The organism is Rathayibacter sp. PhB186, from assembly GCF_003751825.1.
Classification (GTDB): domain Bacteria; phylum Actinomycetota; class Actinomycetes; order Actinomycetales; family Microbacteriaceae; genus Rathayibacter; species Rathayibacter festucae.
The window spans coordinates 184,915-207,999 of sequence record NZ_RJKO01000004.1 but is presented as its reverse complement, the minus strand read 5'-3'; the positions used below and the strand labels follow the sequence as shown (position 1 = coordinate 207,999).

Genomic DNA, 23,085 nt, shown 5'->3' with positions numbered 1-23,085 from the left:
CCTCGACATCCGCGAGAGCGACGGCCCGCAGCGGGGCGTCGACACCATCGTCGCCGGGCTCTCGGCCCGCCGCCTAGTCTGAGAGCGTCCGCCGCACGAACGAGGAGACCTGGGTGAACGTCCGCGAGCTGCTCGGCCACCCGGAGCTGCAGCTCACCCTGGTCGGCGGCGACGACGTGCAGCTGGCCCGTGCGATCTCGGGCACCTACACGATCGACCTGCCGGATCCCGGACGCTTCCTCTCCCCCGGCGACGTGGTGCTGACGAGCGCCCTCTGGACCTCCGGCCGGGAGAGCGTCGAGCGCTTCGTCGGCGGCGTCGCCGATCGCGGAGTCGTGGCCATCGTCGTCGGCCTGATCGCGGTCGGCTCGCTCCCGGAGGGGATGCTCGAGGTCTGCCGCCGGCACGGCATCGCCCTGCTGACGGTGGCGCCGGACGTGTCGTTCAAGACCATCGCGCAGACGGTCGCCGGAGTGATCGCGCAGGCCGACCTGCCGACGCTCGGCCGCGAGGCGCGGTTCGCCCGGCGCCTGCTCGCCGACCCCGCCTCGGGCGAGGGCGTCCAGGTCGCTCTGCGCGCCTTCTTCGAGGAGTTCGCGCACGGCAGCTGGGCGGTCGACCGCGCCGGCACCCTGGTCGCCTCCGCCGGCGGACTGCCCACGGCCGCCGACTACGGCGCCGCCTGGGAGGCCTCGCTCTCCTCCCCCGACAGCCGCTGGGAGGTCACCGAGCACGGCCGCTCGCTCTCCCGCCGGGCCCTCTTCTCCGCCGCCGGCGAGCGGCTCGGCGTGCTCGTCGTCACCGGCGATCAGCGCGGCTGGTCGGAGGAGACCGCGGACGGCGTCGAGCTGCTCGCGGGGGCGGTCGCCGGCCGGCTCGACCTCGCCCGCCAGCGCGAGCGCACGTCGGCCGCTCCGCTGCTCGACCTGCTCCGGGCGCTCCTGCACGACGAGCTGCCCGAGTCCGAGACCGCCGTGCGGCTGCGGCTGCTCGGCTTCCGCCTCGGCGCGCCGCTCCGGGTGGTCGTCGCGCGCACCGACGACCCGTCGCTGCCCCCGGAGGCGCTGCTGCAGCCGCTGCGCGCGGCCGCCGAGCGCGAGCACGCGCGGGCGCTGGGCGCGGTGCTCGACGGGGCCGCCGTGCTGCTGCTCGGCGATCCCGCGGACGAGAGGTCGTCGCCCGGGCCCGCGCTGCGCTCGGCGGTCGAGGCGGCGCCGTGGCTGCTGCACGAGCGCCGGATCGCGATCGGCGTGGGCGATGCCTCGCGCGCCGTCGAACAGCTGGGGGTCTCCCTCCTCGCGGCCAGGGAGCGCGCGAGCCGCGCTTCCTCCGACGAACCCGTCTCGATCGTCGAGCACACGGTCCCCGTCTCGAGCGGCGCCCTGCTCGAGCTGGTCGCCCCGCGCACCCGCGCGGCCTTCGCGCTCACCGTCCTCGGACCGCTCGTCCGCTACGACGACGAGCACCGCAGCGACATGGTCGAGACCCTGCGCGTCTTCCTCGAGAGCGGCGGCTCCTGGCGCCAGGCCGCCGACCGCCTGCATCTGCACGCCAGCACCCTCCGCTACCGGATGCAGCGGATCGAGGCGCTCACCGGCCGCGACCTCTCCGCGATGGCCGACCGCGTCGACCTGCACCTGGCGCTGCGCTTCCTGTAGCGGGCCGGCACCTGCCGGAGGACACGGCCTGCGCCAGTCGACCGTGTCGCGTCAGCGTGCGCTGCGGGCGCCAGACCGTCCCGTCTGTGCCAGATGTTCGACGGCCGATGAGGATGGATGCGAGCATTCGTCGTCTCACCTTCCATTCACTCCTGAGGAGCCTCCGTGCATCGTCGTCCCGACTCCCTTCGCCCGCGCCGCTGCGCCGGCACCCCATTCACCGTCGCCGCCTCCCTCGCCCTGACCGTCGGGCTGCTCGGCTCGGCCACGGCCGCCCACGCCGCCGTGGCGCCGACGGCCACTCCGACCCCGACCGCGAGCGCGACCGCCGCCTCCGCCTCCCTAAGCGCGACCGCCCGCGGCGAGCTCGTCCTCAAGCCCGGCGAGAAGCCGGCCTCCGGCACACCGCTGAGGTGGACCATCACGGTCACCAATACAGGCGACGTCCCCCTCCACAACGTCGCCACCACTTTCAGCGACGGACTGATCACCCTCCAGCCTGGCGAGAAGCACGACTTCATCGAGCAGGACCTCCTCACCCAGAACATCATCAGCAACGGCTACGCCCTCCTCACCACCCAAGCCACCGCACTCACCCCCACCGACACCGAGATCACCACCCCCATCACCGCCCGACACGACCTCCCCACCCCCACCCCCGCGCCCGCACCCGCGCCCACGCCCACGGCCACGCCGACGCCGACTCCCACACCGACGACACCTGTGCCCGCTCCGACGACACCTGTGCCCACCCCGACGACACCGGCACCGACGCCGACACCCGCGCGGGGCGCCGCTTTCAGCGCGACCGCAGTCGGCGAGCTCGTCCTCCCGCCCGGCGAGAAGCCGAAGGTCGGCACCGAGGTGAAGTGGACCGTCACCGTCACGAACACCGGTGATGTCCCCCTCGACGACGTCGCTATTGTGGTCGCCGGACGCGGCATCCACTTGGAACCCGGCCAGGGACGCGACTTCGTCTATTCGACGACCCTCGACCAGAAGCAACTCGCGGATGGCTACGCCGTCAGCATCGACACCCTCGGCGCAACGGAACCCGACGGCACGGAGGTTTACACACCCCTCCGCGCCCGACTCGCCCTCCCCGGCGCGACTCCCGCACCGACTCCGACCACGCCGGCGCCCACTCCGACGACACCGGCACCCACCCCGACCACTCCAGCGCCCGTCCCAGCTGGTGAGGGCGCCCTGACGGCCACCGCCCACGGCGAGCTCCTGCTCAAGCCGGGCGAGAAGCCGAAGGTCGGCACCCCGGTGCAGTGGACCATCACGGTCACGAACACAGGCGACGTCCGCATCGACTCCATCCTCAACAAGGTCATCGGGGGCCTCCTCGACCTGCAGCCCGGCCGGAGCGGAAAGCTCATCGGAACGATCGGCCTCACCCAGACCGACCTCACCAACGGCTACGCCGTCCTCGACGTCCCCGTCACCGGAAAGAACGCGAAGGGCGCCGAGATCATCGCCCCGCTGTCCGCCCGACTCGACTTCTCCACCCCGACGCCCCCGACGCCGACGCCCACTCCGACCACACCGGCACCCGCACCCACTCCTCCGGGCCCTGTGCCGGCAACGCCGACATCCGCCCCGGTCACTCCCGCACCGGGCACACCCGCCACAGTGGCACCGGCCGCTGTCGTACCCGCCGCTTCCGGCACGACGGGCTCGTCGAGTTCGACCACGAAGAGCCCGACCGCCGCTGAGACGTCGAAGCGCCGCCTCGCCGAGACCGGATCCGACGCGGCGGGCGTGCTGTCCGCCGCCGGGATCCTCACCGTACTCGGCGCGATCGGCGTGCTCGTCGGCCGCCGGCGCCGCCGTACCCGTCCGGCCACCGACCGAGCCGGCCACTGACCGATCGCCGGTGACGGCGACGCCCTTCGACGCCACCGGCGATCCACCACGGCCCGGGCCCGCTTCTTCGGCGGACCCGGGCCGTTCCTGCGCTCTCCGCACGATCGCCCCCCACCGCGGGCGGGAAGATCGCGCAGCCTGTCACCGCCGAGCTCATCAGTCCCAGATCCATCGCCCGCGCCAGCGTGCGCTGCGAACGCCAGACCGTCTCACCTGCGCCAGATGTTCGACGGCCGATGCGGCTGGATGCGAGCATTCGTCGTCTCGCCTTTCATCACCTCCCGAGGAGCTCCGTGCACCGTCGTCCCGACCCCCTCCGCCCGCGCCGCTGCGCCGGGACCCCGTTCACCGTCGCCGCCTCCCTCGCCCTGACCGTCGGGCTGCTCGGCTCGGCCACGGCCGCCCACGCCGCCGTGGCGCCGACGGCCACCCCGACGCCGATCGCGAGCGCGACTGCGAAGGGCGCCGCTTTCAGCGCGACCGCAGTCGGCGAGCTCGTCCTCCCGCCGGGCGGGAAGCCGACGGTCGGCACCCAGGTGAAGTGGACCGTCACGGTGACCAACACCGGCGACGTCCCTCTCGACGACGTGGCCCGAACGATCGCGGGACCCGGCCGCCATCTGGAACCCGGCCAGACCCTCGAGCTGACCTCGTCGACCACCCTCACACAGAAGCAACTCACGGAGGGCTCCGCTGTCCTCGACGAGTTCACCGGCGCGAGGACACCCGACGGCGTCTCGGTCTACACACGCGTCCGCGGCCGACTCGCCCTCCCCAGCCCGACTCCCGAACCGACCCCGACCACACCGACGCCGACGCCGACGCCGACATCGGCCCCGACACCTGCGCGAAGCGCCTCCTTGAGCGCGACCGCCCGCGGCGAGCTCGTCCTCAAGCCCGGCGAGAAGCCCCAGGTCGGCACCCAGGTGACGTGGACGGTCACGGTCACGAACACCGGCGATGTCCCCCTCGACGACGTCGCCACCGTCTTCGCCGAACCAGGCTTCCGCCTCGAACCCGGTCAGGCCCGCGAGGTGACCACGTCGACCACCCTCGACCAGAAGCAACTCGCGGACGGCTACGCCGACCTCGATGTGTTCGTCGACGCGAGGACACCTCGCGGCGCATTGGCCTACGCACACCTCAACGGCGAACTAGCGCTCCCCGGCCCGACACCCACGCCGACTCCGACCCCGCCTGCACCCACCCCGACACCCACTCCCACCCCGCCTGCACCCACCCCGACACCCACTCCCACCCCGCCTGCACCCACTCCGACCCCGCCGGGCCCCACGCCCGCACCGACACCGACGCCCACCCCGGCTTCCCAGGGCGCGCTGGAGGTGTCCGCCAGCGGCGAGCTCGTCCTCGCGCCCGGCGAGAACCCCGCGGTCGGCACCGAGGTCGAGTGGACCATCACGGTCACCAACACCCGCGCCGACACCGTCTACGACATCACCAGCAGGACCGCGGAGAACTTCTTCGACCTGCAGCCCGGCGAGACCGACGAGCTGACCGCCACGACCGAGCTCACCCAGGCCGACCTCACCAACGGCTACACCGTGCTCGACGACATCGTCGACGGACTCGACCTCTCCGGGGAGGAGATCGAACCGATCAGCACACCCGTCACCGCCCGACTCGCCCTCCCGACGCCCACGCCCACCCCGCCGGCACCCACCCCGACCCCGCCGGCGACGCCCACCCCTCCGGCGCCCACCCCTGCACCGGCACCCACCCCGGCACCGAAGCCCTCACCGACCACCCCGGCCCCCGTCGTGCCCGCAGCCGCCGGCACCACGGGCTCCACCACGAAGAGCTCGAACGCCGCCGAGGCGTCGAAGAACCACCTCGCGAAGACCGGGTCCGACGCGGCCGGCGCGCTCTCCACCGCCGGTATCCTCAGCGCACTCGGCGCGCTCGGCGTGCTCGTCGGGCGTCGTCGCCGGCGCAACCGCTCCGCCCACTGACCGCTCGCCGGCGGAGTCGACGCCCTTCGACACCGCCGCCGAGCCACGACGGCCTGAACCCGCCCTCCCGGACGGGTTCAGGCCGTTCTCGCGTTCCCCGGGGCCTTGCCACCAGCAGAACCCGGCCGATCGGGCCCCTGACCGGCCCCTCCTCGACGCCGACATGCCCGCTTCGACACAACTCCCGCCACTACTGCACATCAGCGCCATTACTCGCATCGGGCGCCTCCTTGACCACTTCACGCCACCGATGTGTCAACTCCTCCTCTCCGATGTGATCGTTTCCGAGCTTCACTCGATATTCGAATCACCACCGCCTAGGAGTTCGCATGACCCCCCGCCGCCACGACATCCAGGGACCCCGCCGGTCCCTCGGAGCACCACTCAGCATCGCCGCCTCGCTCACCTTGAGCGCCTGCCTGCTCGGCTCCACCGCCCTCGTCGCCCACGCCGACGAGGCCACCGCTCCTGCCGCCGTCGAGACCACCGCGCAGGCCGTCCCCGTCGAGACGACCGCGCAGGCCGTCCCCGCGGACACCACCGCACAGCCCGTCACCTCGGCACCCGCCGCACCCGAGGCCGAGCCCGCTCCGGCCGTGCAGCCGTCCGCCCCGACAGCCGCTCCGGAGCCCGTCTCCCCGGACCCCGTCTTCCCCGCCGCCTCAGTGGCGCCCGCGGCGACTGCGCCCGAGGAAGCGACGATGCCGGTCGCCGCCGCCACCCCGGTGCCCGCCGTGCCCGCGACCGAGACGCCGGTCTCGACACCCCAGCAGCAGCCCACTCCGGCCGCGTCAGCAGCCACGTCGGTCGGCGTGACCGCGACGGTGAAGGGCGTCCTCGACCTCGAGCCCGGCGAGAAGCCCCACATCGGCACCCCGGTCAAGTGGACCATCACCCTCCACAACTCCACCTCCCAGGCCGTCGACGTCCTCAAGGCGCTCCTGCACCTCGAGCCCGGCGAGAGCGGCGAGGTCGAGGACAACCTCGCACCCACGACCATCACCCAGGCCGACCTCGACGCCGGCCGCGTCACCTACACCAGCCGCTACGACATCGTCTCCAGCGACGGCCGCCAGATCATCCGCGCACAGGGCGGACTCGATCTGCCCGAGACCGCACCGACTCCGAGCACGACGCCGACCACGAGCCCGACCGCGACGCCGACCACACCCGTACCCGCCCCCACTCCGACCACCACCGCGCCCGACCGGGTGACCGCCTCCGTGCGCGGCGTCCCCGATCTGAAGCCGGGCGAGAAGCCGACGGTCGGCACCACCGTGAAGTGGATCGTCACCTTCCTCCACCACAGCCCCGACACCGTGACGATCGACGGAACCACCCTCGAGCTCACCCCCGGCCGCAGCGGCTACGTCGAGGACACCACCAAGCCGAGCACGATCACCCAGGCCGACCTGGACGCCGGCGTCGTGCACTACGAGAGCGAGTTCGGCGTCGAGGCACCGGGAGGCCGCTACACGATCCCCGCGCGCGGCGAGCTGACCCTCCCGACGCCGGCCCCGGCTCCGGCCGCCGCCGAGCACCCCTCCCTCACCGGGAGGATCGCCGGCGAGGTCGTGCTCCCGGCCGGTGGGCGGGTGCAGGTCGGCACGCCGGTGAAGTGGACCGCCACGCTCACCAACTCCGGCGACGTCGCCCTCTCCGACGTCCACGTCACCGATGCGGGAGAGCACACCGCCCTCGCCGTCGGCGAGACGAAGGACCTGACCTTTTACTCGACCGTCACCCGGAGGGACATCGTCCAGGGCTTCACCTTCGACACCTTCCACGCGAGCGGCCGCACCCCGGCCGGCTCCACTGCGAGCCTCCAGCTGAACGACTCGCTCGACCTCACCTCCGACGAGGGACGCGTCGCCGTCATCACCACCGGCGCGTTCGAGCTGACGGCGGGCGAGCAGGTGAAGGCCGGCACCCGGGTGAGCTGGACCGTCACGGTCACGAACACCGCCGGAACGGACCTGCACGACCTCTCCGCCGACGGTGACGCCCACAGCGAGACGATCGCCGTCCTCACCCCGGGCGAGACCCGGCAGCTGCACCTCGAGACCACCGTCACGGCGCAGGACCTCGCGCAGAACCGCACCCTCCTCGTCGCCGATCTCGTCGGCCGCACCGGCGACGGCCCCTTTTCCGCCTCCGCCTCCGGCGAGCTCGCGATCGGCACCGAGCACCCGCGCCTCGAGGCGAGCTCCACCGGCGCGTTCGACCTCGAGCCGGGACAGCCCGTCGCGGTCGGCTCGACGATCATCTGGACCGTCACGGTGAAGAACACCGGCGACGTGTCCTTCCTCGACCCCGACCAGCAGGGTCCCGGCAGCATCGCCGTCGGCGAGACGAAGGTCTACCAGGTGGTCGACGCCGTGACGCAGAAGGATCTGGACGCGGGAGTGGTGCGACGGGTCTCCACCGCCACGGGCATCCGGAAGGACCGCCCCGACTACACCTCCGCGCCCTTCCTCGGCGTCCTCCCGATCCCGGCGGCCGTGGACGGAGCCGCCCCCGGAACGCCGACGCAGACGGAGACGAGCACCGGGACCACCACCGAGGCCGCGACCACCGGCGGAACCGCCTCCGCGACCGGGCCGACCGTAGGCGCGGCGACCGCCGACGAGGGCGCCCCGGCCGGCTTCGTGGCACTCGCCGGTGCCGCGGGCGTGCGTCCCGACGCAGCCGCAGGATCGGCGCCCAGCGCCCCGGCCGCGGCGAGCACGACTCCGCAGCGCGGGGGCGCGTCCGCAGCGCACCTCGCCCAGACCGGCGTCGACGCGTCGTCCGCGTTTCCGGCTGCCGGCGCCCTCGGGCTCCTCGGCGCGCTCGGCATGCTGCTCGGCGCCCGCCGCCGCCGCGGCCGCACCGCCGACTGACGCACCGTCGGTCAGGCCCAGGGCCGGTGGCGTCGACTCGATTCGACGCCACCGGCCCTCGGTCGTCCTGCACCGCCAACGGTGTCGAAGACTGCCGGGCACCCGCTTCCGCGCCAGAAATTCGCAGCCCTGGGAACACCTGTGTGAACCTTCCCGGAATCGTCTCGACCTCTCGCCGATCCCTGCCCAGGAGTGCCCTTGACCCCCTCACGCCCCGACCCCCGAAGACCGCGCCGAACGCCCAGCACGCCCCTCAGCATCGCCGCGTCCGTCGCGCTGAGCGCCTGCCTGCTCGGAACGACCTCCGTCGCCGCCCACGCCAAAGGAGGCGCCGACGCCACGACCGCGGCACCGGCACAGGACGCCCCGTCGGTGCCCGCACTCCCGGCGCCCACACCCTCGATCGCACCGGACGATGCCGCGCCGTCGGTCGGACCCACTGCGCCCGAGGCCGCCCCGGCCGCCGCCTCCGCGGCACCGGCCGCCGCCTCCGCCGCACCGAGCGCCACCCCCGCTGTGCCGGACGCCTCTCCCTCCGCCGCTCCCCCTGCGCCGACTCCCGAGACCGCCCCGCCCGCGGCCGCTCTCGCTCCGGCCCCGACCGCGGTCGACGTCACGACCCCGCCGAGCGTCGCGGCCGCGCCGGAGGCACCGGTCCCCTCTCTCGCGCCATCGGCACCCGACGCGACGCCGACGCCGACGCTCGAGGCTCCTGCCGCCGCGTCGGAGACGCCGGTCGCCGCCGCCCAGCAGCAGCCCGCTCCGCCGCCGTCCGCACCCATGACCGGGGACTCCCTGGTGAGCGCGACGGTGAGGGGGACGTTCGAGCTGAAGCCGGGCGAGAAGCCGGTGGTCGGCACGAAGGTGAAGTGGATCATCACCTTCCGGAACAACGGCACGGCCACCGCCGATGTCTACGGAACCCAGCTCTCCATCCCGGCGGGGCAGAGCCGCGACGGTCGGGACGACGTGAAGGAGCAGACGGTCACTCAGGCCGATCTCGATGCCGGAGTGATGGGGTACGCGAACACCTGGGGCGTCGTCACTCCGGCGGGCGTGCACTGGATCCCCGTGCGCGGCGAGCTGCCGATCCCGGCGGAGAACCCCGCGCTCGAGGTCGTCTTCACCCCGAGGTTCGAGCCGGCACCGGGCCAGCCCGTCGTCCTCGGCACCGTGGTGGACTCGACCGTCACGGTGACCAACCGCGGGGAGGTGACCCTCCACGACATCACCTTCACCGGCACCACGCCGTTCAGCCTCGCGCCGGGCCAGCAGGCCGTTCTCGGCGTCAAGGACAAGGTCGACCAGCTGGACGTGAACGCCGGCGAGTACCGCCGCGGCGAGGGCTACGTCACCGCGCGCACCCCGAGGGGCGCCGCCTACAAGACCATCGCCCCCGTGAGGCTGCCGTTCCCGAAGCCGAACGTCGCCGGCGCGACGAGCACCGCCACGCCGGCTCCCGCGCCGGGTGCCGGCGCCGGAGGGTCCCCGGCGAGCGGCACGGCCGACGAGTCCTGGCGGTTCCGCGGCGAGTTCGTGCTGCAGCCCGGCGAGCAGGTGAAGGCCGGCACGAAGGTCCGCTGGACCTCGACGCTGACCAACACCGGCCCCGACGACCTGCGCGACCTCGTCGCGGTCCGGGTGGGCGCCGCCCCCGGCAGCCCCGGCAGCACCAGCGAGAAGCTGGCCGTCCTCGCCAAGGGCCGGACCGCGCAGCTGCACCTCGAGTCCACCGTCACGGAGGACGACCTGGCGAGCGGCCTCGCCCACATCGTCGTCGATGCGACCGCGGTGACCGGCGGGAGGACGAACACGGTCCGCAGCGGCGCGACGCTCGCGATCCCTGCCGAGAACCCCCTCCTCGCCGTGACCGCCACGATCGTGCCCAGGCTCGCGCCGGGAGCGGCCCCCGTCGCCGGCACCGTCTTCGACGTGACCCTCACGATCGTCAACCGCGGCGACGTCACGCTCACCGACGTCCGGATCGACAAGCTGGTCCCGTTCACCCTCGCGCCGGGCGAGAGCGCCGTCCGGGTCCTCACGGGCGAGATCGAGGACTGGGACGTGGAAGCCGGCGAATACCGCCGCTCGGGCAACATGACGGCACGCACCCCCCGCGGTGTCGAGTACTTCTCCCCCGACATCGTCGTCGTGCTGCCGATCCCCGCGAGCACGCCGTCCACTCCCGCGCCCACCGGGACCCCCTCCACTCCCGCACCCACCGGCACGTCGGCCACCGCCGTGCCCACCGGGACCGTGCCCACTTCCGCACCCACCGGCACGCCGTCGACCCCCGCCCCCGTTCCGCCGACGTCCCCGGCCGCCACGGGGGACCACCTCGTGAGCGCGACGGCGAAGGGGACGCTCGAGCTGAAGCCGGGCGAGAAGCCGACGGTCGGCACGAAGGTGACGTGGATCGTCACCTTCCGCAACGACGGCCCTGTCGCGGTCACGGTCGCCGGATCCGGCCTCGTCATCCCACCGGGTGCGAGCCGCGACGGTCGGGACGTCACGTTCTCTCGGACAGTCACCCAGGCCGATCTCGACGCCGGCAAGGTGTCGTACGCGTTCACCTGGGACCTCAGCTCGACGCAGGGCAGGTTCGCGCTCCCCGTGGTCGGCGAGCTCGCCCTGCCAGGGGGCCCGGCGGCGGCCGCCGAGCGGCCCGCCCTGGAGGTGGCCTACGCCCCGTCGTTCCGGCTCGCACCCGGCGCATCGGTCACCCTCGGCACCGTGGTCGACGCGACCGTCACGCTGACCAACCGCGGCGACGTGGCACTGAACGACATCCGACTCGCCGGACTCCCCCCGTTCAGCCTCGCGCCGGGCCAGGTCAGCGTCCAGCGCCTCTCGGACACGATCTCGCTGTCGGACCTGACCGCGGGCGAGTACCGCCGCGTGGGCGGCTTCGCCACCGCACGGACACCCCGGGGCGCCGAGCACCGGTCCACCCCCGCCACCATCGTCCTCGCGATCCCGAAGCCGGCCCCCACCGGCACGACTCCGGGCTCCGCGGGAGGCACAACGACCACACCCACACCCACACCCACATCCACGCCCACGCCCACGATCTCCAGCCCGGCCGGCACCGCGACGCCCGCGCCCGGCACGACGGGGACCGCACCGGGTGCCACCGCAGGAGGACCGGCGGCCAACGGTCCGAGCGACGCGGCCTGGAGATTCCGGGGCGAGTTCGTGCTGCAGCCCGGCGAGCAGGTGACGGCCGGCACGAAGGTCCGCTGGACCTCGACGGTCACCAACACCGGCCCCGGCGACGTGCGGGACCTCGTCGCGGTCCGGGTGGGCGCCGCCCCCGGCAGCCCCGGCAGCACCAGTGAGAAGGCGGCGCTCGTCGCGCCCGGCGGGAGCGCCGAGCTGCACCTCGAGTCCACGGTCACGGAGGACGACCTCGCGAGCGGCCTCACCCACATCGTCGCCGACACCACCACCGTGATCGGGGGCCGCCCCACGACGGTGCGCAGCGGCGCGCAGCTCGCGATCCCCGTCGAGCGCCCCCTCCTGGCCGTCACCACCACGAGCACGCCCAGGCTCGCACCGGGAGCAGCCGTCGCCGTGGGCACCATCGTCGACACGACCTTCACGATCGTCAACCGCGGTGACGTCGCGCTCACCGACGTCCGTGTCGACACTCTGCCGCCGTTCACCCTCGCGCCGGGCGAGAGCGCGGTCCGCACCCTCGCGGGCCCTGTCCAGCAGTCGGACGTGGAGGCGGGCGAGTACCGCCGCTCGGGCACCATCACCGCGACCACTCCACGCGGCGCCGCCTACACCTCCGACCTCCTCGTCACCGCCGTCCCGATCCCCCGGGGCAGCACGACCGGCGGCCCCGGCAGCGCGCCGACACCCGCGCCCACCGTGACCCCCTCGACTCCCGCCCCGACCGGCACCCCATCCAGCCCCGCACCCACCGGCACGCCGTCGACCGTCGCGCCCACCGTGACCCCGTCAGGTCCTGTTCCCACCGGCACGCCGTCCACTCCCACACCTACCGGCACCCCGTCCACGCCGGCGCCCATCGGGACCCCGTCGGCTCCCGCACCCACCGGGACTCCGTCAGCTCCTGTTCCCACCGGGACCCCGTCGGCTCCGGTTCCCACCGGCACGCCGTCCACCCCTGCGCCCACCGCTACCCCGTCCATCCCCGCGCCCATCGGGACCCCCTCCACTCCCGCACCCACCGGCACGCCGACCACCCCCGCACCCACCAACACCCCGTCCATACCCGCACCCATCGGGACCCCGTCGGCTCCCGCACCCACCGGCACGCCGACCACTCCCGCACCCACCAACACCCCGTCCATCCCCGCACCCATCGGGACCCCGTCGGCTCCCCCACCCACCGGCACGCCGACCACTCCCGCACCGACCGACACTCCGTCCACTCCCGCGCCCACCGGCTCACCGGCCACCCCGGCGCCCACCGGCACGCCGGGCACGGGCACAGGCCTACCGGCAACGGGCACGGCCGGTGCCGGAGCCACCGGGACGGGCACACCCGCGACCGGGACCCCGGGAACAGCCGGGACCGGCACTCCGAGCACGGGCACCACCGACGCCGGCAGGACCGGCACGCGCCCGAGCACCGCCGGTCCGCACACCACGGACACCGGCACCACCGGCACTCGCCCGACCGTCACCGGCACGACCGGCGCCGCCACCCCGGGCGCCGTCGGCCCGGGAGCCGTCGGCCCGGGAGCCGGCACGACGACCGGCACCATCGCCTCGGGGACGACCTCCTCGGGCGGCGCCGCTGCGGCGAGCGCCGGGACGTCGGACGCCCGCACCACGGCCTCCGGCACCACCGCGTCGGGCACCGGCACCACCACGTCAGGCACCGGCACCACCGGCACCACCCCGTCCGGCGCCGGCTCCGGCTCGCCCCACTCCGGCGTCACCGGCACGAGGCCGACGAAGGACGCCTCCGCCACCCGTCTCGCCGAGACCGGCGTCGATGCGGCGTCCGCGCTGCCCGCCGCCGGGGTCCTCGGCCTGCTCGGCGCGCTCGGCCTGCTCCTCGGCCGCCGTCGACGCGGGAACCGCGCCGCCGACTGACCGCACGGGTCACCCTCCAAAACCGCACCGGACACGGAGAAGGGCGCGGGGCCAGCAGCCCCGCGCCCTTCCGTCGTCCCGTGCGTCAGCTCGCGGCGAGCGCGATCTCGTTCGGCGTGACCTCCAGCTCGGCGCTGGACAGCACCTTCCCGGTGGTCAGATCGAGCGCGTGGACGCTCTTCGCGGCCGGGTCGGTGACGTAGGCGATGTCACCGGCGACCGTGATGGCGGGGTGCGGGTCCTGCCACTCGACGGGGCTCTCCCAGGCGTCCACGACGGGGTACGAGTCGGTGATCTCCCCGGTCTCCGGCTCGATCACGTGGACCGCTCCGTCGGAGCCGATCAGGTAGGCGAGGTCGTCCGGGCCGCGCGCGACGCCGCGGAAGGTGTACTCGACGCCCTCGGGCAGGTCGACGACGTCGAGGGTCTTCGCCTCGGTGTCGATCAGCGCGAGGCGGTGCAGGAGGTAGCCCTCGGCGTCCTGGTCGTCCTTGTAGTCGCCGACGACGATCGGGCTGGTCTCGCTGACCCAGGCGTTGCCCATCCGGCCGTAGGGCTGGTCGGGCGCCTCGAGCTTGGCGATCTCGCCGCCGTCGTAGACGAGGGCGCCGTTCTCGCAGCCGAAGACCACGACCTCGTTCTCGGCGGTGCCCTCGCCGTGCACGCCGGGGCACTGGTCGTTCGTGGCCACGACGGCGCCGGAGGCGTCGCGCACCTCGATGCCGGTGCGGCCGTCGGCGGTGCCGACCGTGGTGAGGAAGGTGCCGTCCTCGAGGACGATCGACACCCCGTGGTGCGCCTGGACGCCCGGGATGGTCTCGACCTCGGGAACGCCCTCGGCGTCGGCCAGGTCCGCGGTCTCGATGACCGTCGTGTCGCTGGTGCCGTCGGCGTAGAGGATCGTCTTCCCGCCGTGGCGGACGACGTGCCCGGGGGTGTCCGCGGCGAAGACGACGTCGGTGAGCTCGGGCTCGCCGTCGGTGCCGGCGGCGGTGTCGAGGAGCTGGAAGCCCTCGCTCATGGTGACCATGACGTGCCGGCCGTCGCCCGCCGGGTTCAGGCGGGTGAACTCCTCGGAGTCCAGGTCGGCCACGGTCTCGAGGGTCTCGCCGTCCAGGACGAGGATGCCGCCCTCGTAGGCGACGGCGAGCCGGGTGCCGGCGGCGGCCGGGCTGGCGGCGGCGGTCGGATCGGCCGCGGGGGCGCTGCTCGAGGAGCAGGCCGCGAGGGTCGCGATCGCGCCGAGGGCGAGGAGGCCGAGGCCGGCTCGGCGGAGGGGCGCTCGCCGAAGCGGCGCTCGGCGGAAGGGGCTGGTGCGCATGGGGATGTGGTTCTCCTGGTGCTGGTCGTGGGCGCTCACGGTGAGAGCCCGGTGGCGATGCGCTGCGTGTTCACGCGCATCATGCTGAGGTAGTCGGGGGCGCCGCCCTCGGGCCCCGTGAGGGACTCCGTGAACAGCTCGACCACCTCGACGCGGATGTCGGCCTCGCTCGCGAGCGCCTGGACCAGGCGGTCGGGAGACGAGGACTCCGCGAAGATCGTGGGGACGCCGGTCTCCTCGACCGCGTCGACGAGGTCGGCGAGGTCGGAGGCGGACGGCGCCGCGAGGGTGGTGCCGCCGGGGATCACCGCGCCGACGACGTCGAAGTCGAAGCGGTCGGCGAGGTAGCCGAAGACGTGGTGGTTGGTGACGAGGGCGCGGCGCTCCTCCGGGATCGCGGCGAAGGCGGCCGTCATCTCGGCGTCGAGCGCCTCGAGCTCGGCGCGGTACTCGGCGGCGCTGCGCTCCAGGGCCGCGGGATCCGCTCCGTCGAGCTCCGCGAGCACCGGCGCGAGCGCGTCGACGACGGCGATCATCCGCGCCGGGTCGGTCCAGAAGTGCGAGTCGGGGCTGCCCTCGGCGTCGCCCTCGGAGTAGTCGAGCACGTCGATCGCGTCGCCGGCGACGAAGGCCGGCACGTCCTCGGCGGCCGCGGCGTCGAGGTGCTGCTGCAGCCCCTCCTCCAGGCCCAGGCCGTTGGAGACGACCAGGTCGGCCGAGCGCAGCCGCGCCGCCTCCTGCGCGGAGATCTCGAAGGAGTGCGGGTCGGCGTTCGGCTTCATCAGCGTCACGACCTCGGCCTCCTCGCCGACCAGGCGCTCGACGACGTCGCCGAGGATGTTGGTCGAGACGATCACCAGCGGGCGGTCGTCGGCGCCGGCCGAGCAGCCGGTGAGAGCGAGCAAAGCGACGGCGGCCACGGCGAGGGGTGCGCGGCGTCGGGTGCGTCCCATGGTCAGCGTCCCGTCTCGGCGGTGAACGCCGGCTCGGTCGCCGTCTCGAAGCTGCGCGCGAGGCGGGCGTCGTCGGCGTAGTCGATCTCGTGCAGGCGCCGCTCGGCGGGGGCACTGAGGTAGGCGCGCTGCTGGTCGGCGACGAGGGTCGGGGCGAGGCCGGCGGCGAGCGACTCGGACGCGAGGGGCTCGGTCTGGGCGAGCACCGTGCCGTCCGCGCCGTCGAGCACGAGCACGCGGCCGTCCTGCCCCAGCGCGAGCACGTGGTCGTCCTCGTCGTCGACGGCGGTCACCTGCGCGAGGGGCGCGGGAGCGGGGAGCAGCGACCACGAGCGGGCGCGGGTGTCGAGCAGCCAGATCCCCTCGCTCCCGGCGAGCCCGGCGACGGTCGGCCGGCCCTCGCGGTTCGCGAAGACGGTCGCGGCGGGCGCGGTCGTTCCCTCGGGGTAGGGGATGTGCTCGACGGTCAGCTCCTCGCCGTCGACGGTGGCGAGCAGCGCGCCGTCCGCGCAGCCGATCACCGCGCCGACGCGGGTGGTGATCGTCCCCGTGGGCTGCGGGCACGCCTCGACGAGGCCGGTGCGCTCGCCGGCGGCCGTGTGCCCGACGACCGACGCCGACTCCCCCGCGCCCTCGGTGACGAGCGCGAACGAGCCGACCGGGACGACCATCCCGGGCCCCGGCTCGCCGTCCAGGCGGAACGACTCGACGATCTCGCCCTTCGACAGCGCCTCGGTGTCGAGGAGCACGGCCTCGCCCGACTCCGGGAAGAACAGCCCGGTGCCGCCGGAGGTGGAGAGGTTCGTGGTGGCGACGACCGCCTCCCCCTCACCCGCGACGGTGCCGAGCAGCGCCGGCTCGGCGCGGTAGTAGTGGAAGTGGTCGACGTGGTCCCAGGTCCAGACGCCGCTGTCGACGATCTCGACCCCGGCGGCGGTCTGAGCGAAGAGGTAGCGGCCGTCGGTCGTCAGCGCGGACGGGGCGCCGACCGTGCCGAGCTCGGCGACGCTCTCGTCCAGGAGGTCGAGGTGCGAGACGGCGCCGGCCGGGTCGATCCAGGTGAGGCCGAGGGCGGGCTCGGCGAGCTCCGCGGCTCCCGAGATCGCGCCGTGACCCTCGCCGGTCGCGTCGTCCACCGGCGGGGCGGCGGGGTCGGCGGAGCAGGCCGCGAGGGCGAGGGCGCCCAGGAGGAGCGCCGGGGCGGTGCGGAGGGAGCGGATGGAGCGGGAGAGCACGGGGTCCTTTCGGAGGGGGGACGAGGGTCAGGCGGGGACGGCGACCCGGCGCGGACGGCGCGACACGGTCATCGCCCGCAGCGCCCAGGACAGTCCGGAGACGGCGAGGGCGGTGGCGGCGACGGAGGCGCCCGCGGCGGTCGCCGCGTACCAGGAGACGAGCAGCCCGACGAGCACGGAGAGCACGCCGAGCACGGCGGCTAACGCCATCCGGGTCGGGATCCGCGTCGTCCAGTGGCCCGCGGCGACGGCGGGTGCGAGGAGCAGCCCGACGACCAGGAGCGAGCCGACGGCCTGGTACGAGGCGACGACCGCGAGGGTCACCAGCCCGACCAGCGCGGCCTGCGCCGAGCGCGGCCCGAGCCCGAGGACGGCGGCGATCCTCTGGTCGAGCGCGAGCGCCACCAGCGACCGGTGGAACACCGCCGCCACCGCGAGCCCGACTCCGGCAGCGACGGCCAGCAGCACGAGGTCGACCGGTGCGATGGCGAGGATGTCGCCGAACAGGATCGAGGTCGCGTCGGTCGCGAAGCTGCCGGAGTGGCTGATGATGATCACGCCGAGCGCGAGCATCGAGACGAAGAGCATGCCGATGCTCGTGTCGTACGACAGGCGGCCCCGACGCTGCAGCGCGGCGATGCCGAGGCTCATCGCGACGGCGCTCGCCGCCCCGCCGACCAGCACGGGCGCGCCGAGCACGGTCGCCAGCGCGACGCCGGGGAGCATCCCGTGGGCGAGCGCCTCGCCGAGGAACGCCATGCCGCGGATCACGACCCAGGTCCCGACGACGCCGCAGAGGACGGCGACGAGAGCGCCGCCGAGGAGGGCGCGCTGGAGGAAGTCGAGCGTGAACGGCTCGAGGATCCCGGAGAGGAGGGCAGGCATGGTGCCCGACCGTAACGGATAATGAGAACGATTATCAAACTGGTACGCTCGGGGCCGTGTCCAGCAGTCAGCAGCCCTCCTCCCGCGTCAGCCTCCGCGGGGTCGGCGTCGACTTCGGCGAGCGGACCGCGCTGGACGGCGTCGATCTCGACGTGCCGCCGGGCACGCTCACCGTCATCGCGGGGCCGAACGGCGCGGGTAAGTCGACGCTGCTCGAGGTGATCGCCGGCACCCGGCAGCCCTCCCGGGGAGTGCGCACGGTCTCGTCCGCGGTCGCCTTCGTCCCGCAGCGCACCGCCGTCTCGGACCGCCTCCCCGTCACCGTCCGCGACGTCGTGACGGTCGGCGTCTGGGGGCGCACCGGCCGCTGGCACCGGGTCGGCGCGGACCTGCGCGCGGTGGTCGCCGCGGCGATGGAGCGGCTCGAGATCTCCGCACTCGCCGCCGAGCCGTTCGCCGTGCTGTCCGGCGGGCAGCGGCAGCGGACGCTGCTCGCACAGGGACTGGCGCGCGGCGCCGACCTGCTCCTCCTGGACGAACCCACGACCGGACTCGATGCGGCGAGCGCCGAGCGCATCCGCGAGATCCTGCGCGCCGAGGCGGAGCGCGGCGTCGCCGTCGTCTGCGTCTCGCACGACCCGGCCGTGATCGCGCTCGCCGACCGCGTCGTGCAGCTGGCCGACGGTCGCCTGCGGGGCGAGGCCGCGCTCACCCGCTGAGGCTCACGGCGGGTCTCGATACGCCCCTGCGGGGCTACTCGACCAGCAAGGAAGAGGCCACTCGACCGGCAGGACGCGCGATCCATGCACGTCTGCTTGGATGAGCAGATGACCTGGAGGCGCCGATGACCGAGGATCTCGAACCCGCGGCCGAGCTCTTCAAGGTGCTCTCCTCCTCCTCACGGCTGCGCCTGCTCCGCGCCCTGGCGAGCGAGCGGTCGACCGTCGGGCACCTCGCGGAGACCACCGGGCTCTCGCAGCCCCTGGTCTCGCAGCACCTGCGCACCCTCCGCGCCGCCGGCCTCGTGGCCGTCGAGCGGATCGGGCGCGAGGCGCACTACTCCGTCGCCGACACCCACGTCAGCCACATCGTCGACGACGCCGTCCGGCACGCCCTCGAGGGCTGACCGCGGTCGGCGCCCCGGCGCCCGGCCCTCAGCCCTGGCGCGCCTTGAACCGCGGGTTGAGCTTGTTGATGACGAAGACCCGGCCGCGGCGGCGCACCACCTGCGACCCCGGCATCGACTTCATGGACTTCAGCGAGTTGCGGACCTTCACGAGTGCTCCTTCTAGTTGATAACGATTATCGTTTAGAGTAGCTCGCCATGGACACTCCGCGCTCACTGCCCCAACCACCCGTCCTCGCCGTCACGCTGGTGAGCGCGTCCGACGCCGCCGACAGCGCCCGGATCGCGCGGCAGCTGTCCGGCGGAGTCACGTCCGTCGAGAGCTTCGCCGTCGACCTCCCGGACTCGGACAGCGCGGAGTTCGCGGCGGAGCTGGCCGCCGAGCTGGCGCGCCAGGCCGACGACGGCGAGAGCGGCGTCACCGCGATCTCGCTCGACCCGGTCGCCGACCCGATGGAGGTCGCCCTCGTCCTCGAGCACCTCTGCGTCCGGCGGCACCCCGGTGACACCCGGATCGGCGTCCTCGACGTCGTCGCCGTCACCTCGGTCGACGAGGTGACCCGGGTGCTGCTCGGCGAGGCCGCGGACCAGGGGCCGGAGCAGGAGCCGCCGCAGTGGGACCGGGCCGAGCGGCTCGCGACGCGCCTCGAGTTCGCCGGCCTGATCGTCCTGACCGACGGCGACGGCGCAGGAGTCTCGCCCGCCGTCGACCTGCTGCGGGCGCTCTCGCCCGGGGCGGAGATCCTCACCGAGCGCGACCTCGACCGCTACCGGCAGCGCCGCGCCGTCCTCACCCCGCAGCGCGCGCACCGCCTCGCCTCGGACCTCGGCTGGCAGCGGGCCCTCCGCGGAATCCCGGCCGACGCGGGATCGGTGACCACGTTCGTCTTCCGCGACCCGCTGCCGTTCCACCCCGGCCGCCTGGACACGGCGGTCGCCGCCGACTTCGTCGCGCACCGGGTCGGCCGGATCCTCCGCTCCCGCGGCCTGGTCCGGCTCGCCAGCCGGGCGGATCGGGTCGCGAGCTGGTCCATCGCCGGCGACGTCCTGAGCCTGGACCCCACGGCGATCCGGAGCTGGAGCACCGACGCGCCCGTCGGCCAGGAGATCGTCTTCCTCGGTCGCGACCTCGACGTCGACGCACTCACCCGAGTCCTGCACGGCTGCCTGCTCACACCTCGCGAGCTCCTCGCCGGCCCGGACCTCTGGCGCACCCTCGCCGACCCGTTCCCCCGCTGGGAGGACGAGCACCAGCACTGAGCCCTGGGACGCCGAAACGCGCGCTTGCGCGACTGGACGCGAAACGGGCTCCGCCACCGCAGCAGACCCCGAGACGCGTCCACTCGAAGAGCCGCGAGCGCGCGAGCGGACCCGAACGGGGCGCCGCGGCCGGGTCGGACCCCGGTTCGCGTCCGCTCGCGCAGCCCGGACCCGCGGGTCAGCCCGCGTACTCGTCGATCCGCGCGAGCAGCTCCGCCTTCGACACCTCGGACGCCCAGGACCCCTGTACCGAGTTGCGCGCCAGCTGCACCAGCTCGTCGCGGGTGAAGCCCGCGTCGGCGAGCGCCGTGTAGTTGTCGGCGATGTAGCCGCCGAAGTAGGCCGGGTCGTCGGAGTTGACCGTCACCCGCACGCCGCGCTCGAGCAGCGCGCGCATCTCGGGCGCCTTCGAGTCGCTCGAGACGAAGGAGTTGGAGAGCGGGCAGCAGGTCAGCGCGAGGCCGCGCTCGACCAGGACGTCGATCAGCTCGGGCGCCTCGACGATGTTCGTGCCGTGGTCGATCCGGTCCACGCCGATCTCCTCGAGCACCTGGCGCAGGTGCTCGACGCCGTTCGGCTGGTCGACGTCGCAGTGCATCGTCAGCTTCAGCCCGGCCTCGCGGGCCCGCGCGAACACCTCGCGGAACTTCGCCGGCGGGTTGCCGCGCTCGTCCGAGTCCAGGCCCACGCCGATCAGCCGGTCGGCGAACGGCAGCGCGCGCTTCAGCGTCTCCGCCGCGCTCTCCGCCGACAGGTCGCGGAGGAAGCAGAGGATCAGCGCGGCGTCGACGCCCAGCTGCGCGGCGTCCTGCGCGGCGCGGTGGTAGCCGCCGATCACCGCCTCGAACGGCACGCCGCGCGAGGTGTGCGCCTGCGGATCGAAGAACGCCTCGACGCGGGCGACCCCGTCCGCCGCGGCCCGGCGGAAGTACGCCGTCGCGAGGTCGTAGAAGTCCTGCTCCTCGCGCAGCACGTCCATCGCCGGGTAGTAGACGGCGAGGAACGACGCGAGCGAGTCGAAGTCGTAGGCGAGCGCCTCGGGCACGGGCAGGCCGTTGCGCTCGGCGAGCTGCACGCGCAGCTCGGGCTCGAGCGTCCCCTCCAGGTGCACGTGCAGCTCGACCTTGGGCAGACCGAGGAGGAAGGAGTCGGAGGTCACGGGAGCCTTTCGTCGGGGCGTGCGGTGGTGCGTGCGGTGGTGCGTGCGGTCGGGAGGGGAGAGCAGGATCAGGGGCGCGCCGCGATGAAGTCCAGCGCCACGAGCGGCCCCGGCAGCACCGCGCCGATCACGGTGCGGGCCGGCGGATCGACGGAGAACCGCGCTCCGTAGACCTCGGACGCGGCGGCGAAGTCGCGCTCGAAGTCGCTGAGGATCATCGTGATCCGCACCACGTCGCCGAGGCCCAGACCGAACTCCGTGGCGAGCAGCCGCTCGATGTTGTCGAGGGCCGCGGCGGTCTGCGCGGTGATCCCCTCCGGGACCGTGCCCTCCGGCACCGAGCCGTCGCCGGGCGCGAACGGCCCGATCGCCGAGCCGTAGACGACGCCGTGCGCCTCGACGGCGTGGCTGTACGCGCCACGGGGAGCGCCCAGCGCCTCCGCGGTCACGAAGCGGCGGGTCGCGGTGGCGGTCATCGCGGCAGCTCCCCCGAGACGACGCGGCCGCGCGAGACGACGGCGACGATGCTCTCGGCGCGCAGGTCGTCGATGCTCTCCCACGGGCGGCCGCGCAGCACCACGAAGTCCGCGCCGAAGCCCGGAGCGAGCCGGCCGACCTTCGCGCCGAGTCCGACGACCGCCGCGGCGTCCGAGGTCGCGGAGATCAGGGCGCGCTCGGAGCTCCAGCCGAAGGACTCGCGCATCCGCCGCACCTCGTCGAGCTGCTCGCCCCAGTCCACGTAGACGCCGTTCGCGTCGGTGCCGAGCACGAAGCGCACGCCCGCCTGGCCCGCGGCGAGGAAGCCCGCGTCGCGCACGGCGACCACGTCCTGCGCCTTGAGCGACGCCTCCGGCGACGACGGCGCACGGCCGGCCGCGATCACGTCGTTGATGAAGAGGGTCGGCGCGACGGGCAGGTTCCGCTCGACGAGCGTGGCCCAGTGCTGCGGGCCGATCGCGGTGCCGTGCTCGATCGAGTCGACGCCGAGCGCGAGCGCCCGGTCGAGGCCGACCTCCGAGTGGGTGTGCGCCGCGACGGGCATCCCGAGCGCGTGCGCCTCGTCGATGGTCGCGGCGATCTCCTCGTCGGTCTGATTCCGCCAGCCGACCTTGTCGCCCATCGAGAGCACGCCGCCGCTGGTATAGATCTTGATGCCGTCGGCGCCGGCCCGCGCCCAGGTGCGCACCAGGCGGCGGCACTCGTCGGGGCTGTCGGCGACGCGGTCGCGGTGCGGGTAGTGCGGCGGCACGAAGAGGTCGCCGTGGCCGGCGGTCATGCCGACCGCGCCGTGCGTGACGATCCGCGGGCCCTCCGCGATGCCCTGCTCGAACATCCGCGCCACGGTCATCTGCAGCTCGTCGGCGCCGAGGTCGCGCAGGGTGGTCACGCCCGCCCGCGAGGCCTTCCGCGCGTTGTTCGCGATGTGGAAGACGCGCTCCTCGCGCGGGGTGACCAGCGGCCAGGAGGCGAAGTCGGCCGTGCCCGCGCCGGAGTAGGCGCCGAGGTGCACGTGGGTGTCGACGAGGCCGGGGATGATCGAGAACTCCCCCGATCCGCGCTCGCCACTCGGGCCGTCGGCCGTCTCGACGGAGGCGATCGCGTCGCCGCTCCAGGCCAGGGTCGCCGTGCCGAGGGCGCGGGTGCCGTCCCAGACGGCGCCGGTGATGCTCGTGGTGGTGCTCATGTCCGTC

16 protein-coding genes are annotated in these 23,085 nt (G+C 74.1%); 8 read left to right on the top strand and 8 right to left on the bottom strand.

Translation table 11 applies throughout. The features are described 5' to 3' along the window. Positions 1 to 113 precede the first annotated feature (113 nt). From EDF45_RS12730 to EDF45_RS12670, 5 genes are all read left to right on the top strand, one after another. Positions 114 to 1,658, top strand: coding sequence for a PucR family transcriptional regulator (locus EDF45_RS12730; protein WP_123736407.1), 1,545 nt, complete (start codon positions 114 to 116; stop codon positions 1,656 to 1,658). A gap of 165 nt (positions 1,659 to 1,823) precedes the next feature. After that, positions 1,824 to 3,530, top strand: a complete 1,707-nt coding sequence (locus EDF45_RS21280; RefSeq protein WP_185020176.1) for an LPXTG cell wall anchor domain-containing protein — start codon at positions 1,824 to 1,826, stop codon at positions 3,528 to 3,530. Positions 3,531 to 3,823: 293 nt separating this feature from the next. Then, positions 3,824 to 5,500: an LPXTG cell wall anchor domain-containing protein gene (locus tag EDF45_RS21275; RefSeq protein WP_185020175.1), complete on the top strand. Its 1,677-nt coding sequence runs from the start codon at positions 3,824 to 3,826 to the stop codon at positions 5,498 to 5,500. 329 nt (positions 5,501 to 5,829) lie between these two features. Next, on the top strand, positions 5,830 to 8,382 hold the full coding sequence (locus EDF45_RS21040; protein ID WP_148060279.1) for an LPXTG cell wall anchor domain-containing protein: 2,553 nt from the start codon (positions 5,830 to 5,832) through the stop codon (positions 8,380 to 8,382). 198 nt (positions 8,383 to 8,580) lie between these two features. Next, positions 8,581 to 13,455, top strand: a complete 4,875-nt coding sequence (locus EDF45_RS12670) for an LPXTG cell wall anchor domain-containing protein (RefSeq protein ID WP_148060280.1) — start codon at positions 8,581 to 8,583, stop codon at positions 13,453 to 13,455. Between the two features lie 85 nt (positions 13,456 to 13,540). Here EDF45_RS12670 and aztD read toward each other — a convergent pair whose 3' ends face one another. Genes aztD through aztB form a run of 4 tightly spaced genes read right to left on the bottom strand, consistent with a single transcriptional unit; the run spans position 13,541 to position 17,849 of the window. After that, on the bottom strand, positions 13,541 to 14,776 hold the full coding sequence (gene aztD / locus EDF45_RS12665) for a zinc metallochaperone AztD (protein ID WP_185020184.1): 1,236 nt from the start codon (positions 14,774 to 14,776) through the stop codon (positions 13,541 to 13,543). Positions 14,777 to 14,811: 35 nt separating this feature from the next. Continuing rightward, complete coding sequence (aztC, locus tag EDF45_RS12660) at positions 14,812 to 15,729, bottom strand: zinc ABC transporter substrate-binding protein AztC (protein ID WP_123736415.1); 918 nt, start codon at positions 15,727 to 15,729, stop codon at positions 14,812 to 14,814. Positions 15,730 to 15,731: 2 nt separating this feature from the next. Then, entirely contained in the window at positions 15,732 to 16,964 is a 1,233-nt protein-coding gene (locus EDF45_RS12655) for an ABC transporter (protein WP_260312185.1), read from the bottom strand. A 27-nt stretch (positions 16,965 to 16,991) separates the two neighbouring features. Then, positions 16,992 to 17,849 (bottom strand): zinc ABC transporter permease AztB, encoded by an 858-nt coding sequence (gene aztB, locus EDF45_RS12650; RefSeq protein ID WP_123736416.1) that lies wholly within the window; start codon positions 17,847 to 17,849, stop codon positions 16,992 to 16,994. Positions 17,850 to 17,905: 56 nt separating this feature from the next. Here aztB and aztA point away from each other — a divergent pair, with 56 nt between their 5' ends. Next, entirely contained in the window at positions 17,906 to 18,568 is a 663-nt protein-coding gene (gene aztA, locus EDF45_RS12645; RefSeq protein WP_123736417.1) for a zinc ABC transporter ATP-binding protein AztA, read from the top strand. 125 nt (positions 18,569 to 18,693) lie between these two features. Further along, the gene (locus tag EDF45_RS12640; protein ID WP_123446984.1) at positions 18,694 to 18,975 is read left to right on the top strand and encodes a helix-turn-helix transcriptional regulator; all 282 of its coding nucleotides are present in this window, start codon (positions 18,694 to 18,696) and stop codon (positions 18,973 to 18,975) included. A gap of 28 nt (positions 18,976 to 19,003) precedes the next feature. On the opposite strand, the gene ykgO is transcribed toward EDF45_RS12640, so the two are convergent. Further along, positions 19,004 to 19,126: a type B 50S ribosomal protein L36 gene (gene ykgO / locus EDF45_RS12635; RefSeq protein WP_123446985.1), complete on the bottom strand. Its 123-nt coding sequence runs from the start codon at positions 19,124 to 19,126 to the stop codon at positions 19,004 to 19,006. A 47-nt stretch (positions 19,127 to 19,173) separates the two neighbouring features. On the opposite strand from ykgO, the gene EDF45_RS12630 reads away from it, so the two are divergent. Continuing rightward, the gene (locus tag EDF45_RS12630; protein ID WP_123736418.1) at positions 19,174 to 20,235 is read left to right on the top strand and encodes a GTP-binding protein; all 1,062 of its coding nucleotides are present in this window, start codon (positions 19,174 to 19,176) and stop codon (positions 20,233 to 20,235) included. Positions 20,236 to 20,413: 178 nt separating this feature from the next. On the opposite strand, the gene add is transcribed toward EDF45_RS12630, so the two are convergent. From add to EDF45_RS12615, 3 genes are all read right to left on the bottom strand, one after another. After that, complete coding sequence (add, locus tag EDF45_RS12625; RefSeq protein WP_123736419.1) at positions 20,414 to 21,394, bottom strand: adenosine deaminase; 981 nt, start codon at positions 21,392 to 21,394, stop codon at positions 20,414 to 20,416. A 68-nt stretch (positions 21,395 to 21,462) separates the two neighbouring features. After that, on the bottom strand, positions 21,463 to 21,870 hold the full coding sequence (locus EDF45_RS12620) for a RidA family protein (protein ID WP_123736420.1): 408 nt from the start codon (positions 21,868 to 21,870) through the stop codon (positions 21,463 to 21,465). Then, complete coding sequence (locus EDF45_RS12615; RefSeq protein ID WP_123736421.1) at positions 21,867 to 23,078, bottom strand: amidohydrolase family protein; 1,212 nt, start codon at positions 23,076 to 23,078, stop codon at positions 21,867 to 21,869. The genes EDF45_RS12620 and EDF45_RS12615 overlap by 4 nt, the downstream gene beginning before the upstream one ends. Between the last annotated feature and the right edge of the window lie 7 nt (positions 23,079 to 23,085).

What these genes read in the sequence shown, in the direction of transcription:
- aztC (WP_123736415.1), bottom strand. Translation starts at nt 15,729, where the DNA reads ATGGGACGCACCCGACGCCGCGCACCCCTCGCCGTGGCCGCCGTCGCT.
- aztB (WP_123736416.1), bottom strand. Translation starts at nt 17,849, where the DNA reads ATGCCTGCCCTCCTCTCCGGGATCCTCGAGCCGTTCACGCTCGACTTC.
- EDF45_RS12620 (WP_123736420.1), bottom strand. Translation starts at nt 21,870, where the DNA reads ATGACCGCCACCGCGACCCGCCGCTTCGTGACCGCGGAGGCGCTGGGC.
- EDF45_RS12615 (WP_123736421.1), bottom strand. Translation starts at nt 23,078, where the DNA reads ATGAGCACCACCACGAGCATCACCGGCGCCGTCTGGGACGGCACCCGC.
- EDF45_RS21040 (WP_148060279.1), top strand. Translation starts at nt 5,830, where the DNA reads ATGACCCCCCGCCGCCACGACATCCAGGGACCCCGCCGGTCCCTCGGA.
- EDF45_RS12640 (WP_123446984.1), top strand. Translation starts at nt 18,694, where the DNA reads ATGACCGAGGATCTCGAACCCGCGGCCGAGCTCTTCAAGGTGCTCTCC.
- aztD (WP_185020184.1), bottom strand. Translation starts at nt 14,776, where the DNA reads ATGCGCACCAGCCCCTTCCGCCGAGCGCCGCTTCGGCGAGCGCCCCTC.
- EDF45_RS12630 (WP_123736418.1), top strand. Translation starts at nt 19,174, where the DNA reads ATGGACACTCCGCGCTCACTGCCCCAACCACCCGTCCTCGCCGTCACG.